The following is a 19,415-nucleotide window of genomic DNA, read 5'->3' on the forward strand; positions in this document are numbered from 1 at the left end:
GATCGGCGGTCGCTCGCCGACCCCGGGGTCGGCGGCTCGGCGGGAGGACGGGGKTGCGCATCGTCGAGGACTTCGTCTCCGAACCGGCCTTCGATCTCCTCACGCCGACGCCGATCCGCGCGCCGTTTCTGTTCGACGCGCCGCACAGCGGGCGGGCCTATCCGGCCGCCTTCCTCGCCGAGAGCCGGCTCGACGCCCATGCCATCCGCGCCTCCGAGGACGCCCATGTCGACGCGCTGGTGCGGTCCTGCGTCGATCGCGGCATGCCGCTCCTACGGGCGCGCTTTCCGCGGGCCTTTCTCGACGTCAATCGCGAGCCGCTCGAACTCGATCCGCGGATGTTCGACGGCCGCCTGCCGGTCGACGCCAACACCCGGTCGCCACGGGTGACCGGCGGTCTGGGCACGATCCCGCGGCTGGTGTCGGAATCCGACGAGATCTATCGCGGGCGGATCCCGGTCGCCGAGGCGCTCGGGCGGATCGAAGGGATCTACCGGCCCTATCACGAGACGCTGCGGCGGACGCTGGGCGAGATCCACGGTCGTTTCGGCGTGGCGGTGCTGATCGATTGTCATTCGATGCCGTCGGTGCAGCGCATGACCGAGACCGGCGGCCGGCCCGACGTGGTGCTCGGCGACCGCCACGGCACCAGTTGCCATCCCGGGCTGATCGACGTGGTCTCGGCGCTGCTGCGCACCGCCGGCTACCGGGTGGCGCGCAACAAGCCCTATGCCGGCGGCTTCATCACCGAACACTACGGCCGGCCGGCCAAGGGCCTGCACGCCCTGCAGATCGAGATCGCCCGCGGCCTCTACATGGACGAGACGACGCTCGAACCGAATGGCGGCTTTTCCTTGCTGCAGCGCGATCTGGACCGCTTGATCGGCGAGCTCGCCGGCAACTGGGGTCTGATCCTCGCCGGCGACGCCCAGGCCGCCGAATGAGCCGCCGGCCATCCCGGCAACCCTCTGATCGCACATAAAAAACGGGCCGCGCGCGAGAGCGGCGGCCCGAAAGTGGTATCAGGGAGGAAACGCCCGAGAAGGGCGGCGGCCGGACGCGAGCCCGACCGCCATGTCTTAAAATTTATATTGCGTCGCACAAATGTCAAGGGCTTTCGCGAACGTTTCGCAAGTGTCCGATGGTCCACGCGACCCAGCGACCGTGGAAGTCGGCGCGGCCGAGCGCGCGGGTCTCGCCGCCCGGCCACAGCGTGAGCAGGACGGCGGCGGACTCGGGGGCGACGGCATCGCCCTCCATGCGCAACCAGGCGAGCGGCGCCGCGGCGGTGGCCGCCGCGCCCGCCGCGGCGAGCCGGTCGGTGATGCGGGCGCGGGTCGCCTCGGCCATGTATTGCCAGGCGACCGAATGCATCACCACGCGGACGCGGCCGGAACGGGGCGGGGCGGCGAGATGATCCTCCGTCCAATCGCCGGCTTCGGCGCGCTCGACCCGGAGGCCGGCCGCGGCCGCCGCTTCGAGAGCGGCGCGGGTGCGCTCCAGGCGTTCGGTCTGGTCGGCCCAGATGTAGGCGAGCAGGCGGCGCCGGTCGTGCGGATCGCCGGGATCGATCGGCATCAGGTCGCAGCCGGCACGCGCGATCACCGCGAGCGGGGCGTCGAGCGGCGGCGGCGTGCCGCGCCAGTCGCAGGCGATGCGGACGGCCGACGCGGCCGGCCCCCAGGTGCCGACCCCGAGGTCGTAGCGATGGCGGTCGAACAGCAGGTTGAGCCCGGCGCTCGCCCCGATTTCGAAGAGTTCGAGCGGCAGCCCGGTCTCGGCGGCGACGACCAGTGCGCCGCCGAGCAGCACCGCCGAGCGGCCGACCTCGTTGGTCTGCGGTGGGCTCGCGAGGCCTTCGGTGAGGCGGAGATCGAAGCGCGGCAGGATGTCGGCGATCACCCCGGCGAGGCGATGGTCGTCGACCCGCTCGGGTGGCCACACCGCGGCGAGTTCGGCGGCGTCGCCGGAATGGGCGAGGGCATTGAGGGCGCCGCAGGCGCGCAGCGCCAGGGCATCGCGCCGGGGATCGCCGGTCCAGGTCAGGATGCGGCGACCGAACGCGGTGGTCCGGTCGAGGTCCCGGGCGAGGATGTCGCAGAGGCGCGCCGTGAAGGGCGAGCCGAGGTCGCGGCACATCCGCGCCTGGTTGTGCAGAGCTTCCACGATCGCCGCGGATTCGGTCATGTTCGAACTCCCGAAAGGGCCGACGGCCCATCCTAGGCCGATCGGCGGCGGGCGTGCAGCGGAAACCCGGGCACACGGCGGGTCGGGGTGGTTCGGACTTGCCAAGCGCCCGCCGCGGCGCCAAGGCTTGCCCCACCACGTCCGCGTTTCAGTCCAGAGGATCCTCCGATGACCGATCATCCGTCGCCCGCCGAGCTCGTCGCCTTCCTCGACGAGATGGCCGACGTCTCGGGCCGCGCCATTCTGCCGCACTTCCGGTCGCGGATGATCGTCGAGAACAAGCTCGGGGTCGGCGCCTTCGATCCGGTCACGGTGGCCGATCGGGCGGCGGAGACGGCGATGCGCACCCTGCTCGCCGAACGCTATCCCGCGCACGGCATCCTCGGCGAGGAGTTCGGCCGCGAGCGCGAGGACGCCGAGCACGTGTGGGTGCTCGATCCGATCGACGGCACGAGAGCCTTCATCAGCGGGTTGCCGGTGTGGGGGACGCTGATCGGCCTGAAGCGCGACGGGCGGCCGATCCTCGGCATGATGCATCAGCCGTTCACCGGCGAGCGCTTCGTCGGCGACGGGCGGCGGGCGTGGTATCGCGGTCCCGACGGCGCGCGCGACCTCGCCACCCGTCCCTGTAGCGATCTCGCCGACGCGGTGCTGTTCACCACCACGCCGATGATGCTCAAGGGCGAGGAGCGGATCGCCTACGACCGGGTCGAATCACGGGTGCGGCTCGCGCGCTACGGGGTCGACTGCTACGCCTATTGCATGGTCGCCGCCGGCTTCGTCGACACGGTGATCGAGGCCGGGCTCCAGCCCTACGACATCGTCGCCCTGATCCCGGTGATCGAGGGGGCCGGCGGTGTCGTCACCTCCTGGACCGGCGGCAGCGCCGTCGACGGCGGCCGGGTCGTCGCCTCCGGCGATCCCCGGCTGCACGAGCGGGTGCTCGCCCTCCTCGCTCGAGGTTGAGGCGACCGGCGCGGCCGCGTCGCCGCCGGGCACGAAGGCGTCGAAGGCCGCCCAGAACGGCTCGCGGTAGCGATCGCGCTCGTGCAGCAGCTCGTGGCGGGCGCCGGGAATCACCAGATGATCGGTGAAGCGGGTCGAGATCGAGAAGCGCTCGATCGCCCGATTCGACACCACCCGGTCGGCGCCGCAGACGACCAGCAGGGTCGGCAGGCGCCAGGCGGCGAGGGCGCGTTCGGCGAAGGCGCGATCGAAGGCGGCGAAGGCCCCGGCGACCCAGCCGACGGTCGGCGAGCCGATCGCCAGATCGGGGTTGCGCCAGGAGAGATCGGCGCTGAGCGCATGGCGGCGGGGATCGGAGGTCAGCCGGTTGCGCGCGAAGGGCTTGGTGTGGACCGCCGTGGCGCCGCCGCCGGGGATCCAGGAGCGCGCCATACCGAGGGCGCGCAGGACGCCGGCGAGGCGGCGGATCACCGGCGCCGGCAGGCCGAAGTCGCCGAGGCCGAGGAACGGGGCGATCAGCACGGCGCGTTCGAATACCGGCAGCAGGCGCTCGGCCGCCTCGATCGCCACCAGACCGCCGGTCGAATGGGCGAGCAGCCAGCGCGGCGCCGGAGTGCGCGGCAGGACCTCGCGCAGGATCGCGTCGAGATCGAGCCCGTATTTGCGGAAGTCGGCGACGTGGCCCTTGCGGCGATCGGGCAGCAGGCGCTGCGATCCGCCCTGGCCGCGCCAGTCGAAGGCGACGACGACGAAGCCGCGGGCCTGAAGATCGCGCACCGTCTCGAACCAGCGTTCGATGAATTCGGCGCGGCCCTGGAGCACCAGCACGGTGCCGCGCGGCGGACCGGCGGGGCGGAACATCGCCCAGCGCAGGGCGATGCCGTCGGCGGCGCGGACGATGCCGCAGGTGGCGCCGGGCGGCACCGGGGCGTCGGGATGGTCGATCAGCCGATCGCAGACCTGCATCGCTCCACGCTCCCTCGCCCGCGGACCCGGCCGAATCGGGCACATCCGCGCGTTCGAACCCGCCCGCCCCCGAGATAGCGCGTGGGCGCGGCGCTCACAACCGGGGCCGGCGGGAAGGGCGCGCGGCGGCGGCAGGACCCCCCCGCGAAATTCGAGCGGAGCACTCTTGAAAGCACTCGGACAGCATCCCACATCGATCGACGTGGACGCCGCAAGGGTCCACGAGGCCATCGCATCTGCGGCCAGGTTCCGGCGCGCCCGAGTGGGCGTCGGAGGGTGAGACAGACCATTGCGATCGCCTCCAACCCTGTCGCTCGTCTTTCAGGAGGACACATCATGCGCATCGATTTCTCTCCGCTCTATCGGTCCACCGTCGGTTTCGACCGTCTCTTCTCGTTGATGGACGGCGTCGGCGCGGGCGATGCCTCGCAGCCGGCCTATCCGCCCTACAACATCGAGCGCACCGCCGAGAACGCCTACCGCATCACCATGGCGGTGGCCGGCTTCGCGGCCGAGGACCTCGGCGTCGAGCTCAAGGAGAACACCCTGACGATCAAGGGTGAGAAGACGTCGACCGACGAGACCCGGGACGTGCTCTATCGCGGCATCGCGTCGCGCAGCTTCGAACGTCGCTTCCAGCTCGCCGACCACATGCTGGTCGAGGGCGCGGGCCTCGAGAACGGCCTGCTCCACATCGATCTGGCGCGCCGGATCCCCGAGGAGCTGAAGCCGCGGCGGATTCCGATCGCCCATACCGTCTCGGCCGCCCGCCTGTCGAACCCGACGGTCGTCGGTGACGAGACGGCCCCCAAGGTCGAAGCCGCCTGACGGCCCGACCGATCGTCGGGCCCAGGCCCCCCCGTTTCGGGCCCGACGCCAGCCTCGCCGATCGCGCCCCCCGATCGGATGGACCGGATCCGCCCCGTACGTCGCCCCGACGTGCGGGGCGGTCTCCGTTTGGGGGGGTAGCGAAGCGATGGCGCGGCCCGATCCGTTTCGACGGCGGAGCGGAAAATCCTTCTCCCCTCGAGGGAGAAGGTGCGAAGGCCGGATGAGGGGTCGGACGCTTCTCCGGAACTCCGGGACCGCGGTTTCGGCGCGCTCGCCGCTGCGCGGCGCCCCCTCATCCGCCGCTTCGCGGGACCTTCTCCCGCGAGGGGGCCTTTGCGCAATTTCCCGATTCTCTTCCCTGGAGATCGATCTCTACCGTCGCTCCCGGCGAGCGCAGCGAGGGAAGGGAGCCCAGATATTCGGTAAGCTACTGAAAATATTATGGATCCCCTTCCCGGCGCGTGCCGCGCCGCCGGGGATGACGGCGGTGGGTGTGCACCCTCTCGGGTATCCGTTCGAGCGGATCGAAGACCCTGGGACAGATTGTGCAAAGGTCCCACGAGGGGAGAAGGGACGCCCGCAGCGGGTGTGGGTCGAATACCGCCCCGGTCGGGCCTCCCGCGCCCTCCCGAAAGGCGCCTGCGCCGGTTTGTCTCGCGGCGCCGAACGCGCTAGGTGTTCGTCGAACCGGCGGCGCCCGCCGTCCGGGACGATGCCGCCCCGCCGGACGGGCCGGCGTCCGCGAACGAGGTTCCCCTTGATCCGCCACGTCGTGTTCTTCTCCGTCCCCAACGCCGACGATCGCGACGCGGTCGCGGCCGGGCTGGCGATCCTGACCCGCAATCCCCATGCCCTGCGGCTCGAGGTGCGGCCGAATCTGCGGCGTGACAGCTGGTCGGGCGAAGTCGACTTCGTGGTCTACGGCGAATTCGCCGACGAGGCGGCGCTCGCCGCCTACAAGGCCCACCCGACCTACGCCGAGGCGATCGCCGCGGTGCGCCCCCTGCGCGATCTGCGCATCGCCGCCGACTTCGTGCTCGATTGAGCGCCGGACCCGCGCCTCAGGCCGTTGGGGTCGCGGTGGCTCAGGCCGTCGGCGTCGCGGCGAGGGCGGCGAGCAGGGCGTCGACGTCCGCGTCGGTGGTGGCGAAGCTGGTGACGAAGCGATGGAGCGCCTCGCCGTCGCGCGGCAGGTCGTCGCCGGCGAGGGCGGCGGTCGACCAGTCGTAGAAGTGGGCGCCGGCGGTCTGCAGCGCTGCGGCGGTGGTGACCGGCAGGAAGGCGAAGACCTCGTTGGCCTGCGGCTGCCAGGCGAGGCGGGCGCGGTCGCTCGCCGCGAAACCGGCGGCGAGGCGGGCGGCGCGGGCGTTGGCCCGGGCGGCGAGGTCGAGCCACAGATCGCCGGCGAGCCAGGCGTCGAACTGGGCGGCGACGAAGCGGTGCTTGGAGACCAGCTGGCCGGCGCGTTTGCGCAGGTAGGTCAGGGTCTCGCGGCGGGCGGGATCGAAGGCGACGATCGCCTCGGCCATCGGGCAGCCGCCCTTGGTGCCGCCGAAGGACAGGAGGTCGACGCCGGCCCTCCAGGTGGCTTCGGCCGGGGTGCAGCCGAGATGGGCCAGCGCATTGCCGAATCGCGCGCCGTCCATGTGGACGGCGAGGCCGTGGGCGCGCGCGGCTTGCGCGAGCGCCGCGGTCTCGGCCGGGGTGTAGACCAGACCGAATTCGTTGGGCTGGGTCAGCGACAGCACCGACAGGCGGCCGTGATGGGTGCCCTGTGGGGAGGCGGCGAGGCGGCGGGCGACGTCGTCGGCGGCGAGTTTGCCGCGCACGCCGGGCCAGCGCAGGGTACGGGTGCCGGCGAAGAACTCCGGCGCGCCGCATTCGTCGATCGCCAGATGGCCCTCCTCGTGGGCGACTACCGCGCCCCACGGCGGCGCCAGCGCGGCGACCGACAGGGCGTTGGCGGCGGTGCCGGTGGTGACCAGGATCACCGCGACCTCGCGCTCGAAGATCTCGCAGAGGCGCGCCTCGACGCGGGCGGTCAGCGGGTCCTGGCCATAGGCGGGGACGGCCGCGGGGCGGGCGGCGGCGATCATCGCCTCGAGGACCGGCTCGCAGGCCCCGGCCCAGTTGTCGGACGCGAAATTCATGACGGCGATCCCGGTGGTGGAGCGGCCCGGCGGGGCCGCGGAGAGCTCCGCTCTAGCACGCGGGCGCGGGGCTGCGAACCGTCGGCGGAGGCGCATCTGCCGAAGGAATCGGCGGTCCGCCCGTTTCCTGGTCGAATTATCGGCACCTGCATGGATTCGCGCTGCTTGCGAGCGGTTCCAATTTCTGCGATGTTCCGCCGATGAGAGATAGGTCAGTGTCCCTGACCTAATTCTCCGGTTCGGGGAAAAGACGGCGGATTTCCGCGGTTTTCCCTCCGGAGTTCGTCCTCGGGGGACGGGCTCGGTGCCCGTTGCGTGCGCCTTGCGCCGCCCGCGGCCCGGACCTTGCCCTGCGGGAGGCCCCGGAACGCCCGGCCCGCGACCTTCGCCGACGCTCGCCCACCCGTCCGACGGGACCGGGTGGGGGGACGGGGGCCGCGGCACTTGACGTCAGGTCGCGCCGCGAGGCGCTGCAACGCGAGGAATGGATCCATGGAACGGATCGCGTCGGAAGGCTCCCTGAGCTCTCTCGCCCCCGAGGTTTCGATCGCCGCGGCGGTTCCCTCGGCGACGGCCGTTGTCGGGCCTTCGGGCCTTCCCGAAGCGCAGGGCATGTTCGATCCGGCCGAGACGCGCGACGCCTGCGGCGTCGGCTTCGTCGCCGACATCAAGGGTCGCAAGAGCCACGCCATCGTCAAGGACGCCCTCTACGTGCTCGAGAACCTCGAGCATCGCGGCGCGGTCGGGGCCGATCCGCTGATGGGCGACGGCGCCGGCATCCTGGTGCAGATCCCCCATCGCTTCTTCGCGGAAGAATGCGCGTCGCTCGGCTTCACCCTGCCGGCGGCCGGAACCTACGGTATCGGCCAGTTCTTCCTGCCGCGCGACGAGGCCGAACGGGTCCGTTCGGTGGAGATCGTCGAGCGCGCGGTCAAGGCCGAGGGTCTGGTGGTGCTCGGCTGGCGCGACGTGCCGGTCGACAATTCCAAGCTCTCCGACGGCGTCAAGGCGACCGAGCCGCTGCATCGGCAGCTGTTCGTGTCCTGCCCGACCGCGGCCGACCAGGACGAGCTCGAGCGTCACCTCTACATCGCCCGCAAGGTGCTGTCGGGCGACGTCTACGAGGCCGACTGGAACGGCGCCACCAAGCGCAACCAGGACTGGTTCTACCCGGTGTCGTTCTCGTCGCGGACGATCGTCTACAAGGGCATGTTCCTGAGCTATCAGGTCGCCGCCTATTACCACGACCTGCACGACGACCGGTTCGAGTCGGCGCTGGCGCTGGTCCATCAGCGCTTCTCGACCAACACCTTCCCGTCGTGGAAGCTGGCCCATCCCTACCGCATGGTCGCCCACAACGGCGAGATCAACACCCTGCGCGGCAACGTCAACTGGATGTACGCCCGCCAGGCGACGACCACCTCGCGGGTGCTCGGCGAGGACATCTCGAAGATCTGGCCGATCTCCTACGAGGGTCAGTCGGACACCGCCTGTTTCGACAACGCGCTCGAGTTCCTGATGCGCGGCGGCTACTCGCTGGCCCACGCGATGATGACTCTGATCCCCGAGGCCTGGGCCGGCAACCAGGTGATGGACGACGAACGCAAGGCCTTCTACGAGTACCATGCGGCGATCATGGAGCCGTGGGACGGGCCGGCGGCGGTGTGCTTCACCGACGGTCGCCAGATCGGCGCCACCCTCGACCGCAACGGCCTGCGTCCGGCGCGCTACATCCTCACCGACGACGACCGGGTGATCCTGGCGTCGGAAGCCGGCACGCTGCCGATTCCCGAGGAGAAGATCGTCGCCAAGCTGCGGCTGCAGCCGGGCAAGATGCTGCTGATCGATCTCGAGGCAGGACGGATCGTCTCCGACGACGAGATCAAGCACACCATCGCCACGGCGCACCCTTATGCCGAGTGGATCGACGACACGCAGCTGGTGCTCGAGGATCTGCCGGAAGTGCCGGCGCGCGCGCCCAAGACCATGGAGAGCCTGCTCGATCTGCAGCAGGCTTTCGGCTACACCCAGGAAGACCTCAAGATCCTGCTGTCGCCGATGGCCACCACCGGTCAGGAAGCGATCGGCTCGATGGGCACCGACACGCCGATCAGCGTGCTCTCGGACAAGTCGAAGCTGCTCTACACCTACTTCAAGCAGAACTTCGCCCAGGTCACCAACCCGCCGATCGATCCGATCCGCGAAGAACTGGTGATGAGCCTCGTCTCGTTCATCGGGCCGCGGCCGAACCTGTTCGACCTCGAGGGCTCGGAAGCCCAGAAGCGTCTGGAAGTGCGCCAGCCGATCCTCACCAACGAGGACCTGGAGAAGATCCGGACGATCGGCGACGTCGAGGAATCGGGCTTCAAGTCGATCACCATCGACGTCACCTATCCGGCGGCCAACGGCCCGGCCGGCATGGGGCCGGCGCTCGATGCGATCTGCGTGCAGGCCGAGGCCGCGGTGCGGCTGTCGGCCAAGGGCCAGATCTACAACATCATCGTGCTGTCCGACCGCATGGTCGGGCGCGAGCGCATCGGCATTCCGGCGCTGCTGGCCACCGCCGCGGTGCATCATCACCTGATCCGCAAGGGTCTGCGGACCCGCGCAGGTCTGGTGGTGGAATCGGGCGAACCGCGCGAGGTCCATCACTTCGCGCTGCTCGCCGGCTACGGCGCCGAGGCGATCAACCCCTATCTGGCCTTCGACACGCTGATCGCGATGAAGCCGCAGTTCCCGGAGAACGTCGACGCCCACGAGATCGTCTATCGCTACATCAAGTCGATCGGCAAGGGTCTGCTCAAGGTCATGTCCAAGATGGGCATCTCGACCTACCAGTCCTATTGCGGCGCCCAGATCTTCGACGCGGTCGGCCTCAAGTCGAGCTTCGTGAAGACCTATTTCTTCGGCACCGCCACCAAGATCGAGGGCATCGGCCTGGAGCAGATCGCCCGCGAGACGGTGGAGCGCCACAAGTCGGCCTTCGGCGACGATCCGGTGTTGACCGGCGCGCTCGACGTCGGCGGCGAATATGCCTTCCGGCTGCGCGGCGAGGCCCATGTCTGGGGTCCCGGCGTGGTCGCCGGCCTCCAGCATTCGGTGCGCACCAACGATTTCGCGACCTTCCAGAAGGAGTTCTCGGCGGTCATCGACGCCCAGAACGAGCGGCTGACCACCATCCGCGGCCTGTTCCGGATCAAGACCGCGGAAGAGGACGGGCGTACCCCGGTGCCGCTCGACGAGGTCGAATCGGCGGCGTCGATCGTCCATCGCTTCGCCACCGGCGCGATGTCCTACGGCTCGATCTCGCGCGAGGCCCACACCACTCTGGCGATCGCCATGAACCGCATCGGCGGGCGCTCGAACACCGGTGAGGGCGGCGAAGAGGCCGATCGCTTCGTGCCGCTCGCCAACGGCGATTCCCTGCGGTCGGCGATCAAGCAGGTGGCCTCGGGCCGCTTCGGCGTGACCACCGAATATCTGGTCAACTCCGACCAGATGCAGATCAAGATGGCGCAAGGGGCCAAGCCCGGCGAAGGCGGTCAGCTGCCCGGCCACAAGGTCGACGCGGTGATCGGCAAGGTCCGCCACGCCACCCCCGGCGTGCAGCTGATCTCGCCGCCGCCGCACCACGACATCTATTCGATCGAGGATCTGGCGCAGCTGATCTTCGACCTGAAGAACGTCAACCCGACCGCGGAAGTGTCGGTCAAGCTGGTCTCGGAAGTCGGCGTCGGCACCGTCGCCGCCGGCGTCGCCAAGGCGCGCGCCGACCACATCACCATATCGGGCTTCGAGGGCGGCACGGGTGCCTCCCCGCTGACCTCGATCAAGCACGCCGGCAGCCCTTGGGAGATCGGGCTCGCCGAGACTCAGCAGACGCTGGTGGTCAACGGCCTGCGCTCGCGCGTCGTTCTCCAGGTCGACGGGGGGGTGCGGACCGGCCGCGACGTGATCATCGGGGCGCTGCTCGGCGCCGACGGCTTCGGCTTCGCCACCGCGCCGCTGATCGCCGCCGGCTGCCTGATGATGCGCAAGTGCCACCTCAACACCTGCCCGGTCGGCATCGCCACCCAGGATCCGGTGCTCCGGAAGCGCTTCGTCGGCCTGCCCGAGCACGTCATCAACTACTTCTTCTTCGTCGCCGAAGAGGTCCGGCGCCATCTCGCGGCGCTCGGCTTCAGGCGCCTCGACGAGGCGACCGGGCGCTCCGATCTCCTCGACAAGCGCGGGTCGATCGAGCATTGGAAGGCCAAGGGTCTCGACTTCACCCGGCTGTTCCACAGCCCCAAGGCGGCGCCGGACCAGATCCGCAACACCGCGGCCCAAGCGCATCCGATCCACGACGTGCTCGACCGCCGGCTGATCGCCGAGGCCGGGCCGGCGCTCGATCATCGCCAGCCGGTGCGGATCGAAGCCGACGTGATCAACGTCAACCGCTCGGTCGGCGCGATGCTGTCGGGCGAGGTGGCCAAGCGCTTCGGCCATGCCGGCCTGCCCGAGGACACCATCCACGTGACCCTCACCGGCACGGCGGGTCAGTCCTTCGGGGCCTGGGCGGCGCGCGGCGTGACGCTGGAGCTGATCGGCGACGCCAACGACTACGTCGGCAAGGGCCTGTCGGGCGGTCGCCTGGTGGTCAAGCCGAACCCCAAGTCGAAGATCGTTCCGGAGACCTCGATCATCGTCGGCAACACCGTGCTCTACGGGGCGATCGAGGGCGAGTGCTACTTCCGCGGCCTCGCCGGCGAGCGCTTCGCGGTGCGCAACTCCGGAGCGATCGCGGTGGTCGAAGGCGTGGGCGACCACGGCTGCGAATACATGACCGGCGGCATCGTGGTGGTGCTCGGGTCGACGGGCCGCAACTTCGGCGCCGGCATGTCGGGCGGCATCGCCTATGTGCTCGACGAGGACGGCACCTTCGGCAAGCGCGTCAATCTGGCGATGGTCGATCTCGAGCCGGTTCCGGAAGAGGACATCCTGCTCGAGAAGCTCCACCACCACGGCGGCGACCTCGACTTCAAGGGACGGGTCGACATCACCGGCGACATGACCCGCCACGACGACGAGCGGCTGTGGCAGCTGATCTCCAGCCATCTCCACTGGACCGGTTCGGCCCGGGCCAAGGAGATCCTGGAGCACTGGGAGCTGTTCCGGCCGAAGTTCGTCAAGGTCATGCCGGTCGAGTACCGCAAGGCGCTCGAGGCGATGAAGACGCAGCGCCAGGCGGCGGAGTGACGCGCCGCCGCTGAGGCGGCGGATCGAAGGGGACTTGCGACCCACCGGCCGGGTCGGCGCGGGCGAGAACGCCCGGCGCGGCCGCCGGTGGAAGTCAGGGCAGACGAACGGAGCGCGAAATGGGCAAGGTCACCGGTTTCCTCGAGTTCGACCGGCAGGAACTCAAGTATCAGCCGGCAGGCGACCGGGTTCGCCACTACGGCGAATTCACGCTGCCGCTGAGCGACGTCGACGTGGAGCGCCAGGGCGCACGCTGCATGGACTGCGGTATTCCCTATTGCCACCGCGGCTGTCCGGTGAACAACCAGATCCCGGACTGGAACGACCTCGTCTACAACGGCGACTACGAGCAGGCCTCGCGCAACCTGCATTCGACCAACAACTTCCCGGACTTCACCGGCAAGATCTGTCCGGCGCCGTGCGAGGCGGCCTGCACCCTCAACCTGTTCGACTCGCCGGTGACGATCAAGACGATCGAGAGCACCATCGTCGAGCGGGCCTGGGAGAACGGCTGGCTCGCGCCGGAGATCGCCAAGGTGCGCACCGGCAAGAAGGTGGCGGTGGTCGGCGCCGGCCCGGCGGGGCTCGCGGCGGCGCAGCAGCTCGCCCGCGTCGGCCACGAGGTCCACGTCTACGAGAAGAACCTGAAGGCCGGCGGCCTGCTGCGCTACGGCATCCCCGACTTCAAGCTCGACAAGGGCGTGGTCGAACGGCGCGTCCAACAGCTGGTCGCCGAGGGCGTCGTGTTCCACTTCGGGGTGATGATCGGCCGCGACGTGGCGGTCGAGACGCTGCAGGCCGACCACGACGCGGTGCTGCTGTCGGGCGGTTCGGAGAAGCCGCGCGATCTGCCGGTGCCGGGGCGCGAGCTGTCGGGCGTGCATTTCGCCATGGAGTTCCTGCCGCAGCAGAACCGGCGGGTCTCCGACGAGCCGCTCGGCGACGTCGCGCCGATTCTGGCGACCGGCAAGCACGTGGTGGTGATCGGCGGCGGCGACACCGGCTCGGACTGCATCGGCACCTCGGTGCGCCAGGGCGCGCTCAGCGTGACCCAGCTCGAGATCATGCCGCGTCCCCCCGAGAAGGAGGACAAGCTGACCACTTGGCCGAACTGGCCGCTGAAGCTCAGGACCTCGTCGTCGCACGAGGAGGGCGCCGAGCGCCGCTTCGCGACCACCGCGGTGCGTTTCGACGGTGCCGACGGGCGGGTCAAGGAAGTGCGGGTGACGGAAGTCGACGGGCGCTTCCAGCCGGTGCCGGGCACCGAGCAGGTGCTGCGCGCCGATCTGGTGCTGCTCGCCATGGGCTTCGTCTCGCCGGTGCACGAGGGCATGATCGCCGCCCTCGGCGTCGAGACCGACGGTCGCGGCAACGTCAAGGCCAACGAGGACGACTATCGCACCTCGATCCCCAAGGTGTGGGCGGCCGGCGACATGCGGCGCGGCCAGAGCCTGGTGGTGTGGGCGATCCGCGAAGGTCGGCAGGCGGCGCGCGCCATCGATCTGGCGCTGATGGGCAAGACCCTGCTGCCGCGCTGAGACGAATTACGATCGAACTTCGGCGGCGCGTCCCTCGCGGGGCGCGCCGTCGGCGTTTCTGCGCGGGGCTCGGCGCTCAGGGCGTGCGGCGGACGATGTCGTCGACGCGGCCGGGCGGGCCGTCGATCGGCAGGCCCTCGACCAGCCGCCGCCAGCCCGGCGAGGCGGCGACGGGGAAGCCGCCGGGCAGTTCGGCGCGCGGTTTCCGATCGGGGCCGCCGGCCAGGGTGACCGGCGCGTCGGGGGCGGCGTCGCCGAGCGGCAGGACCGGGCCGATCAGGCTCCAGGGGGCCGGCGGCAAGGGCGGCGGGCCGGCGACGATCGCCTCCTCGGGCTTGGGCGCCACCACCGTCTCCTCGGGCACCGCCGGGGCGGTGGTCGGGGTGTCGCCGCGCATCACCTTGCGGATCCCCTCCTCGACGAAGAAGGCGAGTTTGCGCTGGCCGGCGCGGGTGAACAGGATGCCGTCGGAGGCGCGCAAGCGCTTGACCTGGCCGTCGACGTCGGGGCCGTTGGCGGTGTAGTGGCCCTCTTCGTCGGTGAAGGCGTTCCAGATGTCGACGAAGGTGCCGCCGGCCGCCTGGACGCGGGGGCGGGCGAGGTCGTTGAGACCCGACAGGAAGGCGGCGTAGTTGGCCCGCGCCGTCGGTTTGAGGTCGGGATCGGCGGTCGGCGGCAGGCCGACCCACCAGAAGGGTTTGCCGCTGGCCTTGAGTACGGCGACGTAGCGGTCGAGGCGTTCGCCGTAGAGGCGCTTCCAGTCGTCGGTGGCCATGTCGAAGGGCTTGGCACCGGGGACCGGGAACGGCTGCCAGTCGTTGACGCCGATCATGGTGACGACGAAGTCGGCCTTGGTGTCGGCGATGATCTTGGTCGCCGCCTGGGTCCAGTCGGCGTCGCCGTCGCGAATCAGGCCGGCCGAGGCGCGGGCCTTGGCGACCACCACCAGCGAGGGCTCGTCGGCGAAGGCCATCTGCAGGCCGAAGGCGAGGCCCTGGGCCTGGACGTCGCCGATCACCGCGATCACCTGGGCGTCGGAATTCTTGGGGATCTCGACGATCTTGGGTTCGGGCGGGCGCACCTTGCGCGGCGGCTCGACGGCCGCCGGCGGCGGCGCGGCGCGCTGCGGGGGCGCGCCGAACAACATGCGGAAGAAGCCGCCGATCGGGTCGTTCTGGGCGGCCGCCGGGACCGGCGTCAGGGCGAGCATCGCCGCCGCGAGCAGGCCGAACAGCGGGATCGACAGACGGCGCATCGCGAGGTCCTACCGGTGCGGGGGCCGGCGCGGCGCGTCGGCGTGCCCCAGTCTAGCTCCCGCGCAGCCGCTCGAGAACCTTGTCGGAGGGGTAACCGTCGGGCGGCGCCATGCCGGTGGCCTTCTGCCAGGCCTGGATCGCTCCTCGGGTCTTCTCGCCGAAGCGGCCGTCGACGCCGCCGGTGTCGTAACCGAGCGCGGTCAGGCGCTCCTGCATCTCCTGGGTCTCGGCGAGCGACAGCAGGCGCTCCTCGGTCGGCCAGGGGTGGATGAAGGGACCGCCGCCGCGCAGCCGATCGGCGAGGTGGCAGATCGCCAGCGCATATTTGTAGGAGGGATTGTAGGACTTCACCGCTTGGAAGTTCTGGAGGAGGGCGAAGGCCGGCCCGTTGGCGCCGGCCGGCAGCGACAGGCGGGCGGCATCCTCCAGGCGCGGGAACGGCTGGCCGTTGGCGCGCGAGACGCCGCGCGCCTGCCAGTCGCGCAGAGGGCGCTGGGTGTGACCATCGGCGAGGCCGACGTCGAAACCGGGGGCGAGCGAGATCTCGTAACCCCAGGCCTCGCCGCGGCGGTATTTGCCGCGTTCGACCAGATAGCGGGCGGTGCCGGCGAGGCTGTCGTCGGGGCGACCGAAGGGCGAGACGCGGCCGTCGCCGTCGAAGTCGACGCCCATGGCGAGCCAAACCTCGGGCATCCATTGGGTGTGGCCCATGGCGCCGGCCCAGGAGCCGATCATCTCGGCCGGTTCGGCCCAACCGCGGTCGATGATGATCAGCGCGTTGATCAGTTCCGCTTCCCAATAGCTGCGCCGGCGCGGATCGCCCCAGGCCAGGGCGGCGAGGCAGGGCATCACCGGGCGATTGTACTTCGGCGTCACCACCAGATCGCCGAACGAGGTCTCCAGGCCCCACAGGGCGCACAGGATGTGGCGATCGACGCCGTAGACGCGCTCGAGGCGGGTCCACAGCTCGTCGTATTCGCGGATCCGCTTGCGCCCGGTGTCGACGTTCCATTCGTTGGTGCGCTTGTCGATGTAGCGCCAGATCGGCTCCTGGACCTCCGGCTGGGCCTGATCGGACTTGTAGACCGAGGTGTCCGGTTCGATCGCCGCCATCACCCGGTCGTAGGTCGCCGCCGAGACGCCCTTGGCGAGCGCCCGCGGGCGAAAGACGCGGACCCAGTCGGGAAAGGTCAGATCGGAGACCTGGGCGAGAGCCGGCAGTCCGGCGGTCGTCAGAGCGGTTCCGGCGACGAGCGCCAGAAAGCGGCGCCGGTCGGGCGTCGGACCGCGCCGGCGCGGCTGCGTCGGTGTCGGCGTCATGGGTCTCTCCTCCTCTGCGCGGCCGTGGCGGCGTGCCGGGCCGCGGCGGCCGGTCGCCCGGTCCCTCCCGCTTCGGGGAAATCATGGTTAATCCCGCCTTAACGTCGCCTTAACGACGGACTGAAGTGGCACCGATCGGGGTGACGGAGGCGTTCGACGGAAGTAGTATCCCTGATGGGTTCGGCCATCGATCGACCGGCCGATCGGGTGCGCCACGGCAGGGCTTGTCGCAGTGGAACCGATCGACTACCGATGAACCCCACTCCGCCGGTCGGACCCCGTCGCCTCGCGTTTCAACAGGGACAGCCATCGACATGACGAAAAAGATCCGCAAAGCCGTCTTCCCCGTCGCCGGTCTCGGCACCCGCTTCCTCCCCGCCACCAAGGCGATGCCGAAGGAAATGTTGACCGTCGTCGACAAGCCGGTCCTGCAGTACGTGGTCGACGAGGCCCGCGAGGCGGGGATCGAACACCTGATCTTCGTCACCGGCCGCAACAAGGGCGTCATCGAAGACCATTTCGACATCGCCTTCGAGCTCGAAGCGACGCTGAAGGCGCGCGGCAAGACCAAGGAACTCGAGATCCTCGCGGCCCAGCGGCCGGACGCCGGCACCACCAGCTTCACCCGCCAGCAGGAGCCGCTCGGCCTCGGCCACGCCGTGTGGTGTGCGCGCGAACTGGTCGGCGACGAGCCCTTCGCGGTACTGCTGCCCGACATGATCATGAAGGGCCGCATCAAGAGCTGTCTCGCCCAGATGGTCGACGTCTACGAACAGACCGGCGGCAACGTCGTGGCGGTCGAGGAATGCGCGCCCGAACAGGCCCATCAATACGGGATCGTTGGGGTCGGCGAGAGCCGCGGCAACGCCTTCCGGATCACCTCGATGGTCGAGAAGCCGAAGCCGGGCACGGCGCCGTCGAACTTCTTCATCAACGGCCGCTACATCCTGCAGCCGGCGATCTTCGATCTGCTCGCCGCCCAGGAACGCGGCGCCGGCAACGAGATTCAGCTGACCGACTCGATGCTCAAGCTGCTCGATCGCGACGCCTTCTGGGGCGCCACCTTCGACGGCAAGACCTACGACTGCGGCTCCAAGGTCGGCTTCCTCGCCGCCAACGTCGCCTATGGCATGGAACACGCGGAACTCGCCGACGAGTTCCGCGCCGAGATCGCCCACATCCTCGACGCGATCTGAGCCGCGCGACCCGGCCGTGCCTCGCGGTGCGGCCGGGGTCAGCGTTGCAGGCGGACGCCGACCATGACGACGGCGGTGTCGTAGCCGACGTCGGCGAGCGAGCCGGAGAATCGCTCGAACGACCCCTTCACGAAGGTCTGGAGATTGCGGTCGACCTTCCAGGTCAGGCCGCTCGACAGAATCACGTCGCGCTCCTCGCGGTTCAATCCGACGAAGCCGCGGGTGGTGAGGCTCGCCCCGAGGCTCGCCACCAGGTCGCGACGCAGCGAGCGCTCGACGGTGACCGCCACGGTGCGGGCGAGCGAGCCGGTCGCCGCGGCCAGCGTGGTCGGCTCGAAGGCGGTCTTGGCCTCGAGCTTGACCGAGGTCAGGCGATCGGGCGACCAGATCAGCGATCCGTCGAGCAGCCAGCCGGCCATCTGCGGCAGTGATCCGTGATCGGGGCGTTCCGAGCCCCAGCCGGTGGCGAGTTCGCCGCGCAGCATCGGGCCGAGATCGGCGACCACGCCGACCACGCCGGCGCGGCCGGTGGCGTCGCGCGGCGAGCCCGAGACCACCGCCTCGTCGTAGGTCCGGCGGGTCGAGCGCACCTCGACGAAGGGCCGGAGGCCGCCCGTCGGGCCGAGGGTGGCGCGCAGGGCGCCGGTCCAGCGGGTGTTGTTCTGCGCCTCCGAGCCGAGCGGGGTGCCGCCGGTGGTGAGGCCCCCGGAGTAGTCGGCGCGTTCGACGTCGCCGCGCAGGGTGAGCGCCACGAGGCCGATGTCGCGGGTCAATCCCAGGGTGGCGGTGCGGGTGGCGAGATCGGCGCCGACCGCGGTCGAGGTCGGATCGTCGGATTTGGCGGCGGTCTGGCGTTCGCGCGACCAACCGGCGCCGACGTCGACGCGCATCTCCTCGCCGAGATCGATGCGGCCGCGCAGCGCGGCGCGGAACGACGGGCGGTCGTAATCGTGATCGTCGGCGTCGACGAGGCGGCTGCCGCGCAATTCGAAGCGCAGGTCGTGGCGCGACCAGTCGGAGCGGCCGAGGAGTTCCGGCGAGACCTGCCACAGGGTGGCGCCGGGTCCGGCGTGTTTGCCGGCGACGTTGGTGGTGCGGCCGGCCGAGAGCTCCAGCGCCGGCAGCCACAGGAACGAGCCGGTGCGCAGGCCGAGCGGCTCGAGGCCCTCGTCGGCCGGCTCGATCTCCTGGCGCAAGGTGGAAAGCGCATCGCGGGGCACCGGTTCGGTCGCCGGCGCGGCGATCGCCGGGCCGCCGTCCGGCACCGAGGGGCTGCGCGGCTGGGGATCGACCGGGCCTTTGGCCCGCAGCGGCGTGGGGGCCGCGCCGGTGGTGCGGGTCGCGGGACGACCCGGCGCCGGGGTCGGCAAGGGGGTGGCCGCAGCGCCGGCGGCCGGGGCACCGGCCGCGCCGGGCGTCGCGGGGGCGGTGCCGGGGGTCGGCGGGATGGATTCGAGCGGCGGCGGATCGGTGGCGTCGAGGGTCTCGGTGTCGACGGCGGCGCGCGGCCGGGTCGGCGCGGCGGCGCGCCCGGTCTCGTCGAAGGGCGAGGGGGTCGCGCCGGTGTCCTCGAGATTGCCGCGCAAACCGCCGGTCCGCCAGGGCGGGCGCGTCGGGTCGCCGGCGGTCTGGGCGAGGGCGAGGCCGGCGGCGAACAGCAGAGCGGCGGCGGCGAGCGACGGCACGAGGGCATGCGGCGTCGACCGGCGGCCGAGGGCGCGACGGCGGATCGACGGGGACGCGGGGGCGTGCGGACGACGCGGCATG

At 70.7% G+C, this 19,415-nt stretch carries 12 protein-coding genes and 1 pseudogene; 7 read left to right on the top strand and 6 right to left on the bottom strand.

Translation table 11 applies throughout. The features are described from left to right. The first annotated feature begins 53 nt into the window (after window positions 1–53). Window positions 54–944 carry an N-formylglutamate amidohydrolase gene (locus tag EYW49_RS03160; RefSeq protein ID WP_131306250.1) on the top strand — a complete coding sequence of 297 codons (891 nt, stop codon included), beginning with the start codon at window positions 54–56 and terminating at the stop codon, window positions 942–944. Between the two features lie 163 nt (window positions 945–1,107). On the opposite strand, the gene EYW49_RS03165 is transcribed toward EYW49_RS03160, so the two are convergent. After that, window positions 1,108–2,187 (bottom strand): DUF2332 domain-containing protein, encoded by a 1,080-nt coding sequence (locus tag EYW49_RS03165; RefSeq protein ID WP_131306019.1) that lies wholly within the window; start codon window positions 2,185–2,187, stop codon window positions 1,108–1,110. Between the two features lie 168 nt (window positions 2,188–2,355). Here EYW49_RS03165 and hisN point away from each other — a divergent pair, with 168 nt between their 5' ends. After that, on the top strand, window positions 2,356–3,153 hold the full coding sequence (gene hisN / locus EYW49_RS03170) for a histidinol-phosphatase (RefSeq protein ID WP_131306022.1): 798 nt from the start codon (window positions 2,356–2,358) through the stop codon (window positions 3,151–3,153). 84 nt (window positions 3,154–3,237) lie between these two features. Here the strand turns inward: hisN and EYW49_RS03175 are convergent. Beyond that, window positions 3,238–4,350 (bottom strand): annotated as a pseudogene (locus EYW49_RS03175) (alpha/beta hydrolase); the annotation flags it as partial. A 102-nt stretch (window positions 4,351–4,452) separates the two neighbouring features. Between EYW49_RS03175 and EYW49_RS03180 the strand changes: the two are divergent. Further along, window positions 4,453–4,947 carry an Hsp20 family protein gene (locus tag EYW49_RS03180; RefSeq protein WP_131306253.1) on the top strand — a complete coding sequence of 165 codons (495 nt, stop codon included), beginning with the start codon at window positions 4,453–4,455 and terminating at the stop codon, window positions 4,945–4,947. 760 nt (window positions 4,948–5,707) lie between these two features. Then, window positions 5,708–5,995, top strand: a complete 288-nt coding sequence (locus EYW49_RS03185) for a Dabb family protein (RefSeq protein ID WP_131306025.1) — start codon at window positions 5,708–5,710, stop codon at window positions 5,993–5,995. Window positions 5,996–6,035: 40 nt separating this feature from the next. Here EYW49_RS03185 and EYW49_RS03190 read toward each other — a convergent pair whose 3' ends face one another. Further along, window positions 6,036–7,100, bottom strand: coding sequence for a threonine aldolase family protein (locus EYW49_RS03190; protein WP_131306028.1), 1,065 nt, complete (start codon window positions 7,098–7,100; stop codon window positions 6,036–6,038). A 492-nt stretch (window positions 7,101–7,592) separates the two neighbouring features. Here EYW49_RS03190 and gltB point away from each other — a divergent pair, with 492 nt between their 5' ends. Beyond that, a complete protein-coding gene (gene gltB, locus EYW49_RS03195; RefSeq protein ID WP_131306031.1) occupies window positions 7,593–12,338 on the top strand; it encodes a glutamate synthase large subunit in 4,746 nt (1,581 codons plus the stop codon). Window positions 12,339–12,457: 119 nt separating this feature from the next. After that, window positions 12,458–13,876 (top strand): glutamate synthase subunit beta, encoded by a 1,419-nt coding sequence (locus EYW49_RS03200; RefSeq protein ID WP_131306033.1) that lies wholly within the window; start codon window positions 12,458–12,460, stop codon window positions 13,874–13,876. A 76-nt stretch (window positions 13,877–13,952) separates the two neighbouring features. On the opposite strand, the gene EYW49_RS03205 is transcribed toward EYW49_RS03200, so the two are convergent. Next, a complete protein-coding gene (locus tag EYW49_RS03205) occupies window positions 13,953–15,131 on the bottom strand; it encodes an SGNH/GDSL hydrolase family protein (RefSeq protein WP_131306036.1) in 1,179 nt (392 codons plus the stop codon). A gap of 52 nt (window positions 15,132–15,183) precedes the next feature. Then, window positions 15,184–16,452: a lytic murein transglycosylase gene (locus EYW49_RS03210; RefSeq protein WP_131306039.1), complete on the bottom strand. Its 1,269-nt coding sequence runs from the start codon at window positions 16,450–16,452 to the stop codon at window positions 15,184–15,186. Between the two features lie 314 nt (window positions 16,453–16,766). Between EYW49_RS03210 and galU the strand changes: the two genes are divergently transcribed. Beyond that, a complete protein-coding gene (galU, locus tag EYW49_RS03215; protein WP_206365369.1) occupies window positions 16,767–17,648 on the top strand; it encodes a UTP--glucose-1-phosphate uridylyltransferase GalU in 882 nt (293 codons plus the stop codon). 38 nt (window positions 17,649–17,686) lie between these two features. On the opposite strand, the gene EYW49_RS03220 is transcribed toward galU, so the two are convergent. Further along, window positions 17,687–19,414, bottom strand: a complete 1,728-nt coding sequence (locus EYW49_RS03220; protein ID WP_131306041.1) for an outer membrane beta-barrel protein — start codon at window positions 19,412–19,414, stop codon at window positions 17,687–17,689. Window position 19,415: the final 1 nt, after the last annotated feature.

This window comes from Siculibacillus lacustris (assembly GCF_004328075.1).
GTDB lineage: Bacteria > Pseudomonadota > Alphaproteobacteria > Rhizobiales > Ancalomicrobiaceae > Siculibacillus > Siculibacillus lacustris.

Coding starts and splice junctions, on each gene's coding strand:
- EYW49_RS03165 (WP_131306019.1), bottom strand. CDS start 2,187: ATGACCGAATCCGCGGCGATCGTGGAAGCTCTGCACAACCAGGCGCGG.
- hisN (WP_131306022.1), top strand. CDS start 2,356: ATGACCGATCATCCGTCGCCCGCCGAGCTCGTCGCCTTCCTCGACGAG.
- EYW49_RS03190 (WP_131306028.1), bottom strand. CDS start 7,100: ATGAATTTCGCGTCCGACAACTGGGCCGGGGCCTGCGAGCCGGTCCTC.
- gltB (WP_131306031.1), top strand. CDS start 7,593: ATGGAACGGATCGCGTCGGAAGGCTCCCTGAGCTCTCTCGCCCCCGAG.
- EYW49_RS03200 (WP_131306033.1), top strand. CDS start 12,458: ATGGGCAAGGTCACCGGTTTCCTCGAGTTCGACCGGCAGGAACTCAAG.
- EYW49_RS03205 (WP_131306036.1), bottom strand. CDS start 15,131: ATGCGCCGTCTGTCGATCCCGCTGTTCGGCCTGCTCGCGGCGGCGATG.
- EYW49_RS03210 (WP_131306039.1), bottom strand. CDS start 16,452: ATGACGCCGACACCGACGCAGCCGCGCCGGCGCGGTCCGACGCCCGAC.
- galU (WP_206365369.1), top strand. CDS start 16,767: ATGACGAAAAAGATCCGCAAAGCCGTCTTCCCCGTCGCCGGTCTCGGC.
- EYW49_RS03220 (WP_131306041.1), bottom strand. CDS start 19,414: ATGCCGCGTCGTCCGCACGCCCCCGCGTCCCCGTCGATCCGCCGTCGC.